The following is a 15,059-nucleotide window of genomic DNA, read 5'->3' on the forward strand; positions in this document are numbered from 1 at the left end:
TCCCCGCTAGACCTTGAGGTATCGCGAGATCGCGAAGTTGGCCGAGATCGCCGCCAACAGCACGCCGACGAGCAGCAGGATCGGGAGGACCACGAAGGCGTCACCGAGATCGACGAAGTTGACGTACCGCATGCGGTCCGCCAGGTATCCCTGGACGAACACCTGGACGATGGTGATCACCGCCCCGGCCGCGAGGATGGAGCCGATGAGCGCGGCGAACACACCCTCGAGGATGAACGGTGTCTGGATGAACCGGTTCGATGCACCGACCAATCGCATGATGCCGAGCTCTCGGCGTCTCGAGTACGCCGACAATCGGATGGTCGTCGCGATCAGCAGGGCTGCGGCGACCAGCATGAGTGCTGCGATCCCGATCGCCGTGTAACTGGCGATGTTCAGGACCGAGAAGATCTGGTCGAGGTACTGGCGTTGATCCGTCACCTGCTCCACGCCCGCGACGCCGGAGAACGCCTCGACGAGCACGTCGGACTGCGAGGCGTCCTTCATGTTCACCCAGAAGGTCTCGGGCAGCTGGTCCGCCGTGACGAACTGTGCGATGTCGTTGCCCTTGAACTGCTCTTGGAAGTTCGTGAACGCCTGCGCCTGGTCCTCGAAGTAGAACTTGTCCACGAAGGGCGCGAGGGTCGACGACTCCAGGGCGCTCTGGACGGCGGCGCGCTGCTCCTCGGTCGCGGCGCCGGCGGCGCAGGTGTCGCCCGCGCTGTCGGCGGTGCAGAGGTAGATCGCGACCTGTGCGCGGTCGTACCAGTAGTTCTTCATCTGGCCGATCTGCATCTGCAGCAGGACGGCCGTACCGACGAAGGTGAGCGAGATGAACGTCACGAGCACGACGGAGACGACCATCGAGACGTTGCGACGCAGGCCGTTCCAGACCTCGGACCAGATCAGTGCGAGTCTCACTTGGTCGGCCCCACGTTCTGCTCTCCGTCTTCAGTGCCGCGCGCCGCGGCACGCAGGCCGAGTCGCTCGGCGAGCGACAGGTGTTCGACCTCGATGGGGTCGATCTCGTTGCGTGCCGGGAGCCCGATGGGGCCCGTGGCGTTGCTCAGGCGTTGTGGAGGCGCGACCTCCGGGACCGCGGCCGCCGGTGGCACGGCGGGCTCCGCTTCCGGCGTCGTCGGCTCGGCCTCGGGCGCTTCCGGTGTCGATTCCTCGGCTCGGGTCGCCGGCGTCTCAGGCTCTGCGACGGGTGCTGCGGCCGGTTCCTGGATCGGCGTCGAGCCGGACACCCGGGTGACGACCTCGTCGGTGTCGGCCTGCGGCGTGGTCTCGCGCGAGACCGCGGCGGGCGCGGTCGGTGCGGCTGCAGCTGTCGGCGTGGCCGCGGTTGCGGCGACCGCGGCTGCGGCCACGGCACTCGTCGTGGGCTCGGAGCTGGCAGCGACGGACGAGGTCGTGGTCTTCACCGGAACCGACGAGGTCTCGACGGCGGGTGCGACCGGGGTCGAGGCCGTAGCGGGAGCGGTCTGTGCCGACGGGGCGGCAGCCTTGGAGGATCCTCTGACGAGCCCCGGGATGGCCGCGGTCGTGCCGTATCCACCGTGGCGTTCGTCACGGACGATCTGGCCGTCCTGCAGCTCGATCACCCGACGCTGCATCTGGTCGACGAAGCCGGCCTCGTGCGTGGCCATGACGACCGTCGTCCCACCGGCGTTGATGCGTTCCAGCAACTGCATGATGCCGGCGCTGGTGGCGGGGTCGAGGTTACCGGTCGGTTCGTCGGCGAGCAGGATCTGCGGCTTGTTGACGATCGCGCGGGCGATGGCGACGCGCTGCTGCTCACCACCGGACAGCTCGTGCGGCAGGCGCTGCGCCTTGCCGTCGAGTCCGACCATCTTGAGGACGTCGGGGACGGCCTCCTGGACGAAGCCGCGCGACTTGCCGATCACCTGGAGGGTGAAGGCGACGTTCTGGTAGACCGTCTTGCTCGGCAGCAGTCGGAAGTCCTGGAACACGACCCCGAGGCTGCGCCGGAAGTACGGCACCTTGCGGTTCGAGATGGAACCGAGGTCGTGGCCGAGCACATGGATCTTGCCCTTGCTCGGCTTGTCCTCCTTGAGCATCAGGCGGAGGCAGCTCGACTTCCCCGACCCCGAGGCACCGACGAGGAAGATGAACTCTCCCCGGAGGATCTCGAAATCGACGTCGTTGAGCGCGGGACGCGAGGTTCCCGGATACTTCTTGGAGATGTGATCAAACCGAATCATGGCTCCTTGAGCTTAAGGAGCGACCTGCCGATTACGGGCAGGACACGCCCGCGATCCGTACCCTGTACGAGGGCTGGGCGAACACTATGCCGCGCTGCGCTACTCCGGCTTCGACATCGACCGCCAGCGGATGCCCGCGGCGATGAACCCGTCGAGATCGCCGTCGAACACCGCTGCGGGGTTCCCCTGCTCGTGCTCCGTGCGCAGGTCCTTGACCATCTGGTACGGCGCGAGCACGTAGGAACGCATCTGGTCGCCCCAGCTCGCCGTGATGGTGCCGGCCAGCTCCTTCTTCGTCGCGGCCTCCTGCTCCTTCTGGATGAGGAGGAGTCGCGACTGGAGCACGCGCATCGCCGCGGCGCGGTTCTGGATCTGGCTCTTCTCGTTCTGCATCGAGACGACCGTGCCGGTCGGCAGGTGGGTGATGCGAACGGCGGAGTCGGTGGTGTTGACCGACTGTCCCCCAGGGCCGCTGGACCGGAAGACGTCGACACGGATGTCCGACTCGGGGATCTCGACGATCTCCGTCTCCTCCATGAGCGGGATGACCTCGACGGCGGCGAAGCTCGTCTGTCGCTTTCCGGCGGCACCGAAGGGGCTCATGCGCACCAGGCGGTGCGTGCCCGCCTCGACGCTCAACGTGCCGAAGGCGTACGGTGCGTCGACCTCGAAGGTGGCCGACTTGATGCCGGCCTCCTCCGCGTAGCTCGTATCCATGACGGTGACCGGGTACTTGTGCTGCTCGGCCCACCGCAGGTACATGCGGAACAGCATGTCGGCGAAGTCGGCGGCGTCCACACCGCCGGCACCGGCGCGGATGGTGACGACTGCGGGGCGCGGGTCGTACTCGCCGCTCAGCAGCGTCTGCACCTCGAGGTCGCCGAGCACCTTCTGCAGGCTGATGAGCTCCTGGCGGGCCTCTTCGGCCGACTCCTCGTCCTGGGCGTCGGTCGCGAGTTCGATGAGCACCTCGAGGTCGTCGAGCCGGTTCGCGATGCTGGTGATGCGGGCGAGCTCGGACTGCCGGTGGCTGAGGGCGCTCGTCACCTTCTGCGCGTTCGTCGTGTCGTCCCAGAGATCCTGGGCACCCGCCTGCTCGCTCAGCGTCGCGATCTCGGCTTCGAGACGGTCGACATCGACGACGGTGCGGATGTCGTCGAAGGTCGAGCGGAGGGTACTGATCTGTGTGGAGAGGTCCAAGTCAAACATTTGGCTTCAGCCTACCGCGCAGGGCCGCGGGCGTACGATCGAGGGGATGACTTCCGACGAACGCCCGTTCCAGCTGCGCTCCGTGGCCGTCTCGGTCTTCCTCCCCACACTGTTGTTCTCGATCGGTGAAGGCGCCATCATCCCGATCATCCCGGCCGTCGCCGGGAACCTGGGGGCGACGCTCGCCGTCGCCGGAGTCATCTCCTCGCTCATCATGCTCGGCGAACTCGTCGGCGACGTCCCGTCCGGGTGGATCGTCAGTCGGATCGGCGAACGCTTCGCGATGATGTGGGCGGCGCTGCTCGCGGTCGTCGGTGTCGCGACGGCGGCCATCTCGCCGAATCCGTTCGTCCTCGCCGTCGGCATCTTCTGCATCGGGCTCGCGACCGCCGTGTTCGGGCTGGCCCGGCACGCGTTCATGACGACGTACGTGCCGATGCGGTACCGGGCGAGGGCACTCTCCTCACTCGGCGGTGTCTTCCGCGCCGGCACGTTCATCGGCCCGTTCCTCGCGGCGGGCGTCATCCACCTCACCGGAACGTCGCAGGCGGCGTTCTGGGTGATGGTGATCTGCTGTGCCGGGTCGGCGGTCACCCTGCTCGTCCTCCCCGACCCGGCGGAGATGTTCGGGCGACCGCCGTCGACGCGCACCGCCGACGGCGAGGAGCGGACCGAGGGAGAAGAGCTCGCGTCCGAGGAGTCGAGCGGCCTCATCGCTTCGATCCGCGCGCACGGCGCCGTCCTCACCAGGATGGGGACGACCGCCGCACTCGTCGGCGCCCTGCGCTCCTGCCGCGCAGTCCTGCTTCCCCTGTGGGCCGTGAGCATCGGCGTCTCGGAGACGGACACGGCGCTCATCATCGGCGTCGTCGGCGCGGTGGAGTTCGCCCTCTTCTACGCCAGCGGTCAGGTGATGGACCGCTGGGGGCGGATCTGGACCGCCGTCCCGTCGATGATCGGGCTGGGCTCCGGGTTCATCGTCCTGGCCTTCACGCACGACCTCGACGAGGCGCGGGTCTGGTTCATCGCCGTCGCGCTCGTGCTGGCACTGTCCAACGGGCTCGGTAGCGGCATCCTCATGACCCTCGGCTCCGACCTCGCGCCACCGGACCGTCCCGCGCCGTTCCTCGGCGCCTATCGCTTCCTGGGCGACGCGGGCACCGCCGCAGCTCCCCTGGCGATGTCCGGGATCACCGCGGCTGCGTCGATCTCCCTCGCCGCCGGCACCATCGGCGGTGTCGGGCTCATCGGCGCGTTCCTCCTCTTCCGGTTCATCCCCCGCTTCATCGATCGCGGCACGCGCCCGTTCCCCTGATCGTCGGCAACTCCGTCCGCCCTCACCAGAAGACACTGCGCGCATTCGCGGTCGCCTCGATCCGGAGGCCCTGCGGGACGAACAGCGTCAGCATCGGTGGCCGCCAATCCGACGCCAGCGAGACCTCCGCGCTCCGGCCGTCCGGGGTCCGCGCCGCGACGATCTCGACACCGGTAAGCGCACCCGCACCGCCGGTGATGAGGTCGTCGCGTGCACTCGACCGGACCGAGTCGTCATCGAGGACGGGTCGGACGGTCCCGTCGGGCTGCATCGTGACGTCGTCGATGGAGAAGGACTCCGCGGCGGTCGCTGCCAGTCGGTCGGCGAGGTCGAGGAGCCGCTTGTGCTCCACGTACAAGGATGTGGCGGCGCTCCCGACGAGGACCACGGCGAGCGCCACGACGGCGAATCCGATCGTCAGGAGCATGGTGGACCCGTCCTCCTCGCCGAGGTCCGGACGTCGGCGTCCGCCCGGCACCCTCATTCCGCCTCACTGAACCGGTCGTCGAACCGGGAGATCGGCGCCGTCGCCGCGCCGGTCACGGGGACCGCCGCCTGGACGCCGACGATGTCGGGCATCAGCGGTAGGACGACGAGGATGTCGACGGTGACCGTGACGGCGCCGCCGCGCTGCCCGCACGGGAGACCGGCTGGTGCACAGTCGAGGGTGACGGACGACTGGGACCGGTCGAGCCCGAAGTCGTCCAGTGCGAGTGCGAGCGAGTCCTCGACGCGGTCGCGACCCGTGGCGTCGTCGTCGGCCCGCGCGTAGAGTTTCGCCGCCTGCGCCGCGGCCCCGCCGGCCGCGAGCACCGCCGCCTGCACCTCGGCGAGCGCGACGATGAGATAGACGATCGGCACGAGGAGGACCAGACCGACGGTGATGAACTCGAGGGAGGCCGATCCGTCGTCGTCCAGTGCGGTCGGTCGGTGACGCAGCTCATCACTCGAGTGTCTCGAGGACCGCATGACCCTCCACCTCCATGACGCCGGGCAGTCCGATCAACCCCACGACCGGAAGCGGTGCGCGGACGGTCACGGTGACGACGCTTGCTCCGCGATGATCGGCCAACGTGGCGCCGACGTCACCCGTGTAGCCCTCCCCCACGGCGACGGCGATGAGCTGGCGTGCTCGGTCGGCGCCGTCGAGCAGTTCGGTGTCGGCCAGCGCTCCGAACCGGGCACCCTCCGCCGCCGCGTCGATGAGCGTGTTCCGGACGTGGAGGGCGAGCGCGAGCTGGACCACGGACATCATCAAGACGGTGAGGATCGCTCCGACGAACACGAACTCGGCGACGGCTGATCCGTCCTCGCCGCGCACGAGCCGCGTCCGCCATCCGCCGATCGCGGGCTCAGATGCCGGAGACACGGTCGATGGCCTGTTCGAACACCTGCGTGAGCGCCGGACCGGCGACACCCCAGATGAGGAGGACGAGCCCGGCCGTCATGAGTGTGATGAGGACCCAGCCGGGGACGTCGCCGCGCTCCTCGGCGAGGAGGGAACGACTCCGGTTGAGCGTGCGGTCGAGGAAGGAGGGGGAGGACATGTGGAACCTTTCGTCAGAAGCCGGTCCGGAGCACGAATACCCCGGGGAACACGGCGATGATGATGGACAGTGGCAGGATCAGGAAGACGAGGGGCACGAGCATCGCGACCTCCTTCTTCCCGGCGGATTCGAGGAGACGGCGCTTGGCGGTGTCGCGTCCGTCGTGTGCGTGGTCGAGGAGCACGGCTGCGACCGGTGTGCCGCGTTCGAGCGCACCGAGGATCTGGTCGACGCATCGCGACAGCATCGGCATCGCGAGTCGTGCCTCGAACTGCCGGAGTGCGGCGGCGAACGGGATACCGGTGGAGACGTCCGCCATCACCCGGCGGAACTCCCTGCCGAGCTCCCCGCTGGACCCGATGCGCGCCACGCGGTCCATCGCGTCCGTGATCGCTTCACCGGCCGCGAGACTCAGACTGAGGAACTCGAGCACCGTCGGCAGCTCCTCCTCGATCCGCGCGAGGCGCCGACCGGCGGCGAGCGCCAGCAGCTGGTCGCGGAGGACGATTCCGGCCACCGCCCCGAGCGCGGGAAGCGGTGCTGCGAACGGGAGCGGCAGCCGTCCGTTGCTGAAGGAGAACACGGCGAGCGCCGCGGCGACCGCGAAGCCGCCGAGCCCCCAGAGGAGTTGCAGCAGTCGGTACCGCTCGAGCGTCGGTCCCCCGGCTTGACCCAATCGACGGATGACGAGTTCCTGATCGGCGCCGACCAGGCCGAGCGACCATCGAACGGCGCGGAGGACCGGGACCAGCAGGGTCCCGAGGACCGGTAGCGGGTCGGTCGAGCGGCGCGCGGCTTGCGAGCGGGCGTCGCTGGAGAGGTCGGCGATATAGGGGGCGATGCGGTCCGCGAGCCGCGGTCGTCCGAGTGCCGGCAGGAGCATCGCGAGCGCCCATAGGCCGACCCCGAGGATCGCTCCGAGGCTGACGGCCCACGCTCCGTCTGCACTCACCGGAACCACCGTCGTTCGGGCTGGAGGCGTCCGACACGGAGCATCGCCTGGTAGGCGAGAGCGGAGACCACGACGCCGGCGATGATCAGGACCGCTCCCTCCCGGGAGTTGTAGGCGGCCGAGGCCTCCGGCCGGGACGACAGGAGCAGGAGGATCGCCCAGGGTGCCGCGACGCCCAGCCTGGCGGCGTTCACCACCCAGGACTGTCGCGCCTCGGCCTCGGCTCGGATGGCCGACTCCTCACGGAGCCCCGCGGACAGCGCTCGGAGCACCGCCGGCAGTTCCGTGCCTCCCACGTCGCGGGCCATGCGCACCGTCTCGAGGATGCGGTCGGCGACCGGGTCTGCGAGCGCGGTCTTCAGGTCGTCGATGCCGTCGGCGAAGCGGCCGGCAGCACGGTAGTCGGCGCTGAACGCGGCGAACGCCGGGCGGAGCGGTGCGGGTCCGACGGTGTCGAGCGCGGCCACCGCATCCGGGAGCGAGAGACCTGACCGGATCGCGGACAACAGGTGGTCCACGACATCCGGCCACAGTCCCCGCTGCAGGCGACGTCGAGAGGTGGCGCGGGCTCGGAGCACGATCACCGGGGCGACGAGTCCGGCGACAGCGACGACGGCGCTCAACGGCAGGACGCGGCAGAGCGCCTGGACCACCGCGCCGGAGACGAGACCGGCGAGGACGGAGACCACGATGGCGGCCGCCCAGTACCGACCGGGCAGACCGGCCAGGATCAGGAGTTCGCGGAGCGCAGCGACCGGCCTCCACCGCTCCAGGGTGTCGCGCAGCGGCTCCGGGTCCGGCCACCACCAGGGTGCGACGGTGAGGAGGAGGCCTGCGGCGAGGACCGCTCCGACGACGAGACTCATCGCTCGCCGACGGCGAGGATCGAGGCGAGCGAGATCCCGGCCGCACGGTACTTGGCGTCGTTCAGGGGGAAGCGACCGGTCGCGCGGAGCTCTCCGTCTCGCTGCTCGAAGAGGGTGGAGGCCTCGATCGTGTGGGACTCCCCGCTCCCGCCGACCGCGATGATCTCCGCCACCCGTCGGCGTCCGGACCGGTCGAGCTCGCAGTGCACGACGAGGTCGACACACGAGGCGACGGCCGGGCGCACGAACCCCGAGTCGATGTTCCGGCCCGCCAGCAGTGGCAGCGTGCAGAGCTTGCCGATCGCGTCGCGCGCGGAGTTCGCGTGGATACTGCAGAGCCCGGGCAACCCGCTGTTGAGGGCGATCAGGAGGTCGAGGCTCTCCGCCTCCCGGACCTCGCCGACGACGATGCGGTCCGGCCTCATCCGGAGCGCCTCCTTGATGAGCCGACGCAGCGTGATCTCTCCCGTGCCCTCCAGGCTGGCCTGCCGGCACTGCATCGCGACGACGTCGCGGTTGCCTGGCGCGAGCTCGAAGGTCTCCTCGACTGTGACGATGCGGAGGGCCGGGTCCAATGAGGCGATGAGGGCGCCGAGCATCGTGGTCTTGCCGGCCTGCGTCGCGCCCGACACGAGCAGGTTCGCCCCCGCGGTCATGCTCGCGCGCAGGAACTCGGCGGCCTGGTAGCTGATCGACCCTGCGGCCACGAGCTGACCGAGGTCGCGGATTCGCGCGGAGAACTTGCGGATGTTGATGGACATGTGCCGACGCGTGACGTCGGGGATGACGACGTGCAGCCGCGAGCCGTCCGGAAGCGACGCGTCGACGAACGGGTTCGCGAGATCCACCCGTCGACCGGTGGCGCGCAGCATCCGCTCCACGAGATCGCGGACATCACCTTCGCCGAGGACCACGTCCGTCAGCTCCGACACCCCACCGCGGGCGACGAACACCTTGGTCGGCTCGTTGATCCAGATCTCCTCGACACCCGGATCGTCGAGCAACGGCTGGATCGCCCCGAACCCCGTCACCGCCGCGAGCACCTCGCTCGTCATCCCGTGCTCATCGTCGATGAGCGGCGTCGTGTCGTTCAACGCCCGCTCGTTGTATCGACGCACCTCCTCGCGGGCGATCCGCCCCGCTCCCCCACGCCGACCCGGCTCCCCGAACTCCTCACGCACCCGGTCACGCACGCGCGCCGTGATGATCTCAGCCGCTGTCCCCATGCCGCCATCCTGACGAACACCGACCACACCCCGCAGAAGTTATCCACAGCACCACCCGCTCGACCCGTCCCTGACCGGTCACTAGGCTCGGGGAGCGTGCCGACCACCTTCCGCATCGACGGCTCCCGCATCCACGACATCGCCTCGTTTTACGAGGTGATGAACGAGCTGGTGACGCAGGACGAGGACTGGGATCTCGGCCCGAGCCTCGACGCCCTCGACGACGTCCTCTACGGCGGAATCGGCTCGCTCCGCGATCTCGACGACGCGCACTTCGTCTGGACGGACCACGACGCGAGTCGCGCCGCACTCGGCGTCACGGCCACCCGCGCCTGGTTGCAGGAGAAGCTCGAGCGGGGCGCACCGTTCGACACGGCCCGGATCACCGCGCAGCTCGACGACCTCGACGCCGGCCGCGGCAAGACCTACTTCGATCTCCTCCTCGAGGTCTTCGCCGGCCACCCGGACATCCGACTCGAACTCGCCTGACCAGGTGTGGAACCGGCGGTCGCGCTCAGACCGTCGCGAACCGCTTCGCCGAACGCTCCTTCGCCTTCTGCGCCTCGACCTCGCGGTCCTTCGGCGGGGCGGTCGTCACGAGGTCTTCGAGCAGATGGCGGGTGATGTGGGCGATCTCCGCGACCGCTCGATCGAACGCCTCAGCGTTCGCCTGGGACGGCTTCGTCGACCCGCTGATCTTCCGCACGTACTGGAGCGCCGCGGCCCGGACCTCGTCGTCGGTCGCCGCCGGTTCGAAATTGTGAAGGGTGTGGATGTTCCGGCACATGCAGGCATGGTAGCCCCGGCGCACGCCAGGATCCAGAGGTGATTCCGGTGCTGGTCCCGCGCCGCAACCGCTTGCGGCGGTCGACCCGAGCCGGAAGAGTGGGCGCCATGATCAACGGCTACACCGCAGACCAGGTCCGAGCCGCAGAGGCACCACTCTTGGACGCAGGGGAACCACTCATGGCGCGAGCCGCCCACGGCCTCGCCGAAGAACTGCGGACGGTCCTCGCCGATCGCGCGGAGGGCCTCGAGGGCGAGGCACCCGACGTCTGGAAGATCCTGCTGCTCGTCGGCTCAGGCGACAACGGTGGCGACGCCCTCTTCGCGGCGGCGGAGCTCGCCGGCACGACCGGTCCGGACGACGTCCCGCTCGACCTCGTCGTGGCCAGGACCGGTGACCACGCCCACGAGGCGGGCTACGCCGCGGCGGTCGAGGCCGGTGTCCGCTTCCTCATGAACTCGCCCGCGGAGCCGGACGACACCGCCGACGAGGCCAAGGGCGCCGCGATCGTCGTCGATGCCGTCTTCGGGATCGGGGCAAGCCGGAACCCCACCCTGCGCGGTGCGCCGAAGGCGATCGTCGAGGCGGTCCTGCCGGTCGTGCAGAACGCCGGCGGACCGACCGTCGTCGCCGTGGACGTCCCGAGCGGCATCGACCCCGACGAGGGAAGCGTCCCCGAGGGTGCTGTCCTGCCAGCGGAGGTCACGGTCACCTTCGGCGCGGTGAAGGCCGGGCTCCTCATCCCACCCGGCTCGGCCTACGCCGGCGACGTCCGCCTCATCGACATCGGTCTCGGGCCGCAGCTGGCCGACGTCACGCCGTTCACGACGCTCGACCAGGCGGACGCCTGACCGACTGCTCAGCCCGGCCCGTCGCCTGGGCGATCGGCAACACCGACCACCAAGGCAGTGCCTGACGCTCAGGAACCGACGGCGGCAGCCGATCGCCCGGACGCGACACCCGCGAGCGCGTGGCCCGCGAGCGAGCCGAGGGTCCGGAGCCCGTCGCGCGATAGCACCGACTCGAGGTGCCCCTGGACCGACGCGAACCCACGACCACGCATCGCGAACACGTCGCCGGACGCCGCATCGGCGGCGATCTCGACCCCACCGACCGGAGCCTCACCCGCCTGCCGTGCGGTGAAGGTGTTGTAGAACCCGATCAGCGACTGCTCACCGAAGAGGTCGAGGTCGAGCTGCAGCCCCTGTCGTGGCGCGTCGAGGCGTTCGATCGGCAGCCCGAGCTGGATCGCCAGCACCTGATGGCTCAGGCAGACGGCGAGCAGTGGCGCTCCGGCGGCGAGGCGCGCTGACACGATCTCGTGCATCCGGCGGACGCGCGGGTCGGCGAGGTCGAGCGGGTCGCCTGGGCCCGGGCCGGCGACGAGGAGGTCGACGTCCACGAGTGCGTCAGTCACCGCCGACCAGTGCTCAACGCTGACGGTCATCCCGAAGTGGCGCAGCTGGTGGGCGAGCATCGCGGTGAACTCGTCCTCGGCGTCGACGATGACCGCGGTACGGCCCGACAGTGAACCGACGGGCGCCGGGTGCTGCGGCTGCAACCAGAAGGACGCCAACCGCTCGTTCCGCGCTCGGAGCGCGTCCTGCACTCCGGGTTCCGCCGCGAGGTCGACGGTCGGGCCGAGTTCGGCGGGCGCCATGACGCCGAGCGCGGTCAACACGCCGGCCGCCTTCGCCGCCGTCTCGGCGACCTCCGACTCGGGATCCGAGTGACGGACGAGCGTCGCACCGGCGGGAACGCGGACGAGGCCTGCGTCGTCGACATAGGCGGTGCGGATGAGGATCGGTGCGTCGAGTTCGTAGTCACCGTCGCCCACCGGGGTGAACAGCGCGAGCACGCCGGAGTAGTAGCCTCTCGCGTTCCGCTCATGGCGGGCGATCACCGAGCACGCGTTCTGCATGGGCGAGCCGGTGACCGTCGGTGCGAACATCGTCAACCGCAGGACCTCGCGGACGTCGAGTTCGCTCGTCCCGGCGAGCAGGTACTCGGTGTGGGTGAGGCGCGACATCTGCTTCACGTAGGGGCCGAGGATGCGTCCACCGGAGGCACACACCCGGCTCATCATCTTCATCTCCTCGTCGACGACCATGAAGAGCTCTTCCGTCTCCTTGACGTCGCCGAGGAACGCGCGGAAGTCGTCGCCGGTCGCGCCGGAGCGCGGGTGGCGGAAGGTGCCGCTGATGGGGTTCATGGTGACGGTGCGTTCACCGGTCGACGCGTCGCGGGCGACCGCGACGTGGCGCTCGGGCGTCGCACCGGCCATCGAGACGCCCGGCGTGTGCACGGCGAAGGTCCAGTAGGCGCCGGTCTCCCCCGACAGGAGCGCCCGCAACCAGGCGAGGACGGCGCGCTCGGCCGGTACCTCGGTCGTCGCGGTGAACTCACGGCGGATGACGAAGTTGGCGCCCTCGCCGCGTCCGATCTCATCCTCGATGACGCGGCGCACGATCGACGCGTAGTCCTCGTCGGAGACGTCGAACCCGCCGTCGACCAGCGGGACCGCGTCGGCGGGGAGTCGCTCGAGCAGCTCGTCGAGCGTCACCGTCTCACGCTCGCTCACCACGAGGCAGCGCAGCGGAGCGCCGTCGTCCATCGCCGCGAAGCCGCGCTCGCGCACCTGGCGATAGGGCACGAGGGTGAGGACCTCGGGCTGGTGGTCGTCACCGGCGGATCCGAGCGGGATGTCGGCGAGCGACTCGACGTCGACGACGTCGCCCGTGTAGAGGTCGACGGTGTCGCTGCCGTGTCGGCGGAGCACCGCGAACGGGAAGTCGGGGCCGGCGTGCAGCACGCGGTGGAGCAGGGTGGTCATGGTGGTGTCCTCAGGCTGGGACCGATCCGACAGGGCCTCCGAACGAGAACGACCGCCCTGTCAGGCGGTCGAGTCGTCGTGTGTGCACGTGCGCGGTCCGCCTAGGAGGCGGGCCACCAGCTCGTTGCACACGTCGTTCGCATGGAGCCGAGCATACACGGGCCGACCCGGGCTGCGCTGGCCGCGGCTCCTCCCCCGAAGCTCAGGACGTTCCCGACCTCGCTCCCGTAGACTGAGCGGGCCGCGGGAGTGGTGGAATTGGCAGACACGCAGGATTTAGGTTCCTGTGCTTTCGAGCGTGAGGGTTCAAGTCCCTTCTCCCGCACGCGACATCGTCGTACGCCGTTCCATCCCTCCCCCTACAGCAGGAGCTCCGCATGGTCCACACCGCCCTCATCCCCTGGCTCGACCCGGAGGGCATCATCACGGCCGTCGGTCCCTGGGCCCTCGTCGTGGTCTGCGCGATCGTCTTCGCCGAGACCGGCCTCCTCGTCGGATTCCTGCTCCCCGGCGACACCCTGCTCGTCATCACCGGCCTCCTCGCGTTCGGCTCCGCCCGCGTCATCGAGATCGACATCTGGTGGGTCTGCCTCGCGATCGGGTTCGCCGCGTTCCTCGGCGGCGAGGTCGGATACCTCATCGGGCACAAGCTCGGGCCGAAGGTGTTCGAACGCAAGGAGTCCGGCCTCTTCAGCATCAAGAACGTCGAGCGGACGAACGCCTTCTTCGAGCGCTTCGGCGCCCTCGCGGTCATCCTGGCGCGCTTCGTCCCGATCGTCCGGACCTTCGCCCCGGTCGCGGCAGGCATCGGCCACATGAACTACAAGAAGTACTCGCTCTACAACCTCATCGGCGCGCTCATCTGGGGCGCAGGGCTCACCTTCTTCGGCTACCTGCTCGGATACATCCCCCCGGTCGCCACCTTCGTGCAGAACTACATCGACGTCATCCTCATCGGGGCCGTCGTCCTCACCCTCATCCCGACCACCTGGCACTACATCCAGTCCAGCCGGAAGGCGAAGGCGCTGCAGGGCACCATCACCGAGGAGGAGCGTCGGGCCGCGGCTTCGAAGCTCGCCGACCAGGACGTCTTCAAGCGCGACCGCGGGAACGACACGGTCTGATCACCGGTGGCGACGCTCGCACGAGCGATCGCGACAACCGGACCGCCCACGCGTCAGCGGTGGTGCGACTCCTCGTGCGAGGCGTGTTCCTCGGGTTCCAGCTGGAACGTCGAGTGCTCGACGTCGAAGTGGTCGTGGAGGCACGAACCGAGACGGTCGAGCAGCTCCCCCGTGCCACCATCGGCGAACACCTCCTGATCGACGACGACGTGTGCTGAGAAGACCGGCTGTCCGGACGTGATCTGCCAGACGTGGACGTCGTGGACGGCGACGACACCGTCGGTGCCGAGCAGGTGGTCCCTGATCTCCTGCACGTCCGTGTCGGACGGTGCGGACTCGCTGAGGACGTGGACGACGTCGCGGAGCAACGACCACGCCCGCGGCACGATCATCGCGGCGATCGCGAGCGACGCGATGGCATCGGCCTGAGCGAAACCCGTCACCATGATGACCACCGCGGCGATGATCACGGCGATCGAACCGAGGAGGTCGCCGAGGACCTCGAGGTACGCACCGCGCATGTTGATCGACGTGTCACGGCCGCCGCGCAGCACCTGGAGGGCGGCGAGGTTCGCCACGAGACCGATGACGGCGACGATCAACATCGGAAGGCTCTTGACCTCCGCGTCCGCCGGCTCGAGGAGGCGGGACACCCCCTCGATGAGGACCGACACCGCGACGGCGATCAGGATGAGCGCGTTGATGAGCGCTCCGAACACCTCCGCGCGCTGATACCCGAAGGTTTGCCGGTCGGTGGCCGGTCGGGCGGCGACGATCGTGGCGACGAGCGCGATGATCAGCCCGGTGAGGTCGGACAGCATGTGCCCGGCGTCGGCGAGGAGGGACAGCGAACCGCTCACCCAGGCGCCGACGAGTTCGACCACGAGGACGGTCGCGATGATGGCGATCGCCACCGCGAGTCTCCTGCGGTTGGCGGTGCCGGCGTGTGCGTGATCGTGACCCATGATGCAT

17 protein-coding genes and 1 tRNA gene are annotated in these 15,059 nt (G+C 69.4%); 5 read left to right on the plus strand and 13 right to left on the minus strand.

The features are described from left to right. Positions 1–6 precede the first annotated feature (6 nt). From ftsX to prfB, 3 genes are all read right to left on the minus strand, one after another. Positions 7–921, minus strand: coding sequence for a permease-like cell division protein FtsX (ftsX, locus tag ACQ3HE_RS03830; RefSeq protein ID WP_064296231.1), 915 nt, complete (start codon positions 919–921; stop codon positions 7–9). Then, positions 918–2,228, minus strand: coding sequence for a cell division ATP-binding protein FtsE (gene ftsE / locus ACQ3HE_RS03835; RefSeq protein WP_430891382.1), 1,311 nt, complete (start codon positions 2,226–2,228; stop codon positions 918–920). Before ftsE ends, ftsX begins: the two co-directional genes overlap by 4 nt. Positions 2,229–2,327: 99 nt before the next feature. Continuing rightward, positions 2,328–3,437, minus strand: a complete 1,110-nt coding sequence (gene prfB / locus ACQ3HE_RS03840; protein ID WP_079705593.1) for a peptide chain release factor 2 — start codon at positions 3,435–3,437, stop codon at positions 2,328–2,330. Between the two features lie 46 nt (positions 3,438–3,483). Between prfB and ACQ3HE_RS03845 the strand changes: the two genes are divergently transcribed. Further along, positions 3,484–4,752, plus strand: coding sequence for an MFS transporter (locus ACQ3HE_RS03845; RefSeq protein ID WP_137241922.1), 1,269 nt, complete (start codon positions 3,484–3,486; stop codon positions 4,750–4,752). A gap of 22 nt (positions 4,753–4,774) precedes the next feature. On the opposite strand, the gene ACQ3HE_RS03850 is transcribed toward ACQ3HE_RS03845, so the two are convergent. The 7 genes from ACQ3HE_RS03850 to ACQ3HE_RS03880 are packed head-to-tail and all read right to left on the minus strand — an operon-like array spanning position 4,775 to position 9,343. Then, positions 4,775–5,179 carry a hypothetical protein gene (locus ACQ3HE_RS03850; RefSeq protein ID WP_430891384.1) on the minus strand — a complete coding sequence of 135 codons (405 nt, stop codon included), beginning with the start codon at positions 5,177–5,179 and terminating at the stop codon, positions 4,775–4,777. 53 nt (positions 5,180–5,232) lie between these two features. Further along, positions 5,233–5,721: a TadE family protein gene (locus ACQ3HE_RS03855; protein ID WP_430891385.1), complete on the minus strand. Its 489-nt coding sequence runs from the start codon at positions 5,719–5,721 to the stop codon at positions 5,233–5,235. Continuing rightward, positions 5,696–6,121, minus strand: a complete 426-nt coding sequence (locus ACQ3HE_RS03860) for a TadE family protein (protein WP_430891387.1) — start codon at positions 6,119–6,121, stop codon at positions 5,696–5,698. Before ACQ3HE_RS03860 ends, ACQ3HE_RS03855 begins: the two co-directional genes overlap by 26 nt. After that, positions 6,105–6,299 carry a hypothetical protein gene (locus ACQ3HE_RS03865; protein ID WP_430891389.1) on the minus strand — a complete coding sequence of 65 codons (195 nt, stop codon included), beginning with the start codon at positions 6,297–6,299 and terminating at the stop codon, positions 6,105–6,107. Before ACQ3HE_RS03865 ends, ACQ3HE_RS03860 begins: the two co-directional genes overlap by 17 nt. Positions 6,300–6,312: 13 nt before the next feature. Then, entirely contained in the window at positions 6,313–7,251 is a 939-nt protein-coding gene (locus ACQ3HE_RS03870) for a type II secretion system F family protein (protein WP_430891391.1), read from the minus strand. Beyond that, a complete protein-coding gene (locus ACQ3HE_RS03875) occupies positions 7,248–8,117 on the minus strand; it encodes a type II secretion system F family protein (RefSeq protein ID WP_159878302.1) in 870 nt (289 codons plus the stop codon). Before ACQ3HE_RS03875 ends, ACQ3HE_RS03870 begins: the two co-directional genes overlap by 4 nt. Then, positions 8,114–9,343 (minus strand): TadA family conjugal transfer-associated ATPase, encoded by a 1,230-nt coding sequence (locus ACQ3HE_RS03880; RefSeq protein ID WP_086473620.1) that lies wholly within the window; start codon positions 9,341–9,343, stop codon positions 8,114–8,116. Before ACQ3HE_RS03880 ends, ACQ3HE_RS03875 begins: the two co-directional genes overlap by 4 nt. Before the next feature lie 96 nt (positions 9,344–9,439). Here ACQ3HE_RS03880 and ACQ3HE_RS03885 point away from each other — a divergent pair, with 96 nt between their 5' ends. Continuing rightward, complete coding sequence (locus tag ACQ3HE_RS03885) at positions 9,440–9,832, plus strand: barstar family protein (protein WP_430891393.1); 393 nt, start codon at positions 9,440–9,442, stop codon at positions 9,830–9,832. 25 nt (positions 9,833–9,857) lie between these two features. On the opposite strand, the gene ACQ3HE_RS03890 is transcribed toward ACQ3HE_RS03885, so the two are convergent. Continuing rightward, positions 9,858–10,130, minus strand: coding sequence for a DUF2277 domain-containing protein (locus ACQ3HE_RS03890; RefSeq protein ID WP_430891394.1), 273 nt, complete (start codon positions 10,128–10,130; stop codon positions 9,858–9,860). Between the two features lie 107 nt (positions 10,131–10,237). Between ACQ3HE_RS03890 and ACQ3HE_RS03895 the strand changes: the two genes are divergently transcribed. Continuing rightward, positions 10,238–10,981, plus strand: a complete 744-nt coding sequence (locus ACQ3HE_RS03895; RefSeq protein ID WP_430891396.1) for an NAD(P)H-hydrate epimerase — start codon at positions 10,238–10,240, stop codon at positions 10,979–10,981. Between the two features lie 68 nt (positions 10,982–11,049). Here ACQ3HE_RS03895 and ACQ3HE_RS03900 read toward each other — a convergent pair whose 3' ends face one another. After that, positions 11,050–12,963 carry an anthranilate synthase family protein gene (locus ACQ3HE_RS03900; RefSeq protein ID WP_430891398.1) on the minus strand — a complete coding sequence of 638 codons (1,914 nt, stop codon included), beginning with the start codon at positions 12,961–12,963 and terminating at the stop codon, positions 11,050–11,052. Between the two features lie 243 nt (positions 12,964–13,206). Here ACQ3HE_RS03900 and ACQ3HE_RS03905 point away from each other — a divergent pair. After that, positions 13,207–13,288 (plus strand) — tRNA-Leu (locus ACQ3HE_RS03905). Positions 13,289–13,340: 52 nt separating this feature from the next. Beyond that, complete coding sequence (locus ACQ3HE_RS03910) at positions 13,341–14,087, plus strand: DedA family protein (protein WP_085510558.1); 747 nt, start codon at positions 13,341–13,343, stop codon at positions 14,085–14,087. Between the two features lie 53 nt (positions 14,088–14,140). Here the strand turns inward: ACQ3HE_RS03910 and ACQ3HE_RS03915 are convergent, their stop codons facing one another. Further along, positions 14,141–15,052 carry a cation diffusion facilitator family transporter gene (locus ACQ3HE_RS03915; RefSeq protein WP_430891400.1) on the minus strand — a complete coding sequence of 304 codons (912 nt, stop codon included), beginning with the start codon at positions 15,050–15,052 and terminating at the stop codon, positions 14,141–14,143. Between the last annotated feature and the right edge of the window lie 7 nt (positions 15,053–15,059).

Source organism: Plantibacter auratus (genome assembly GCF_050587365.1).
Lineage (GTDB): Bacteria > Actinomycetota > Actinomycetes > Actinomycetales > Microbacteriaceae > Plantibacter > Plantibacter auratus.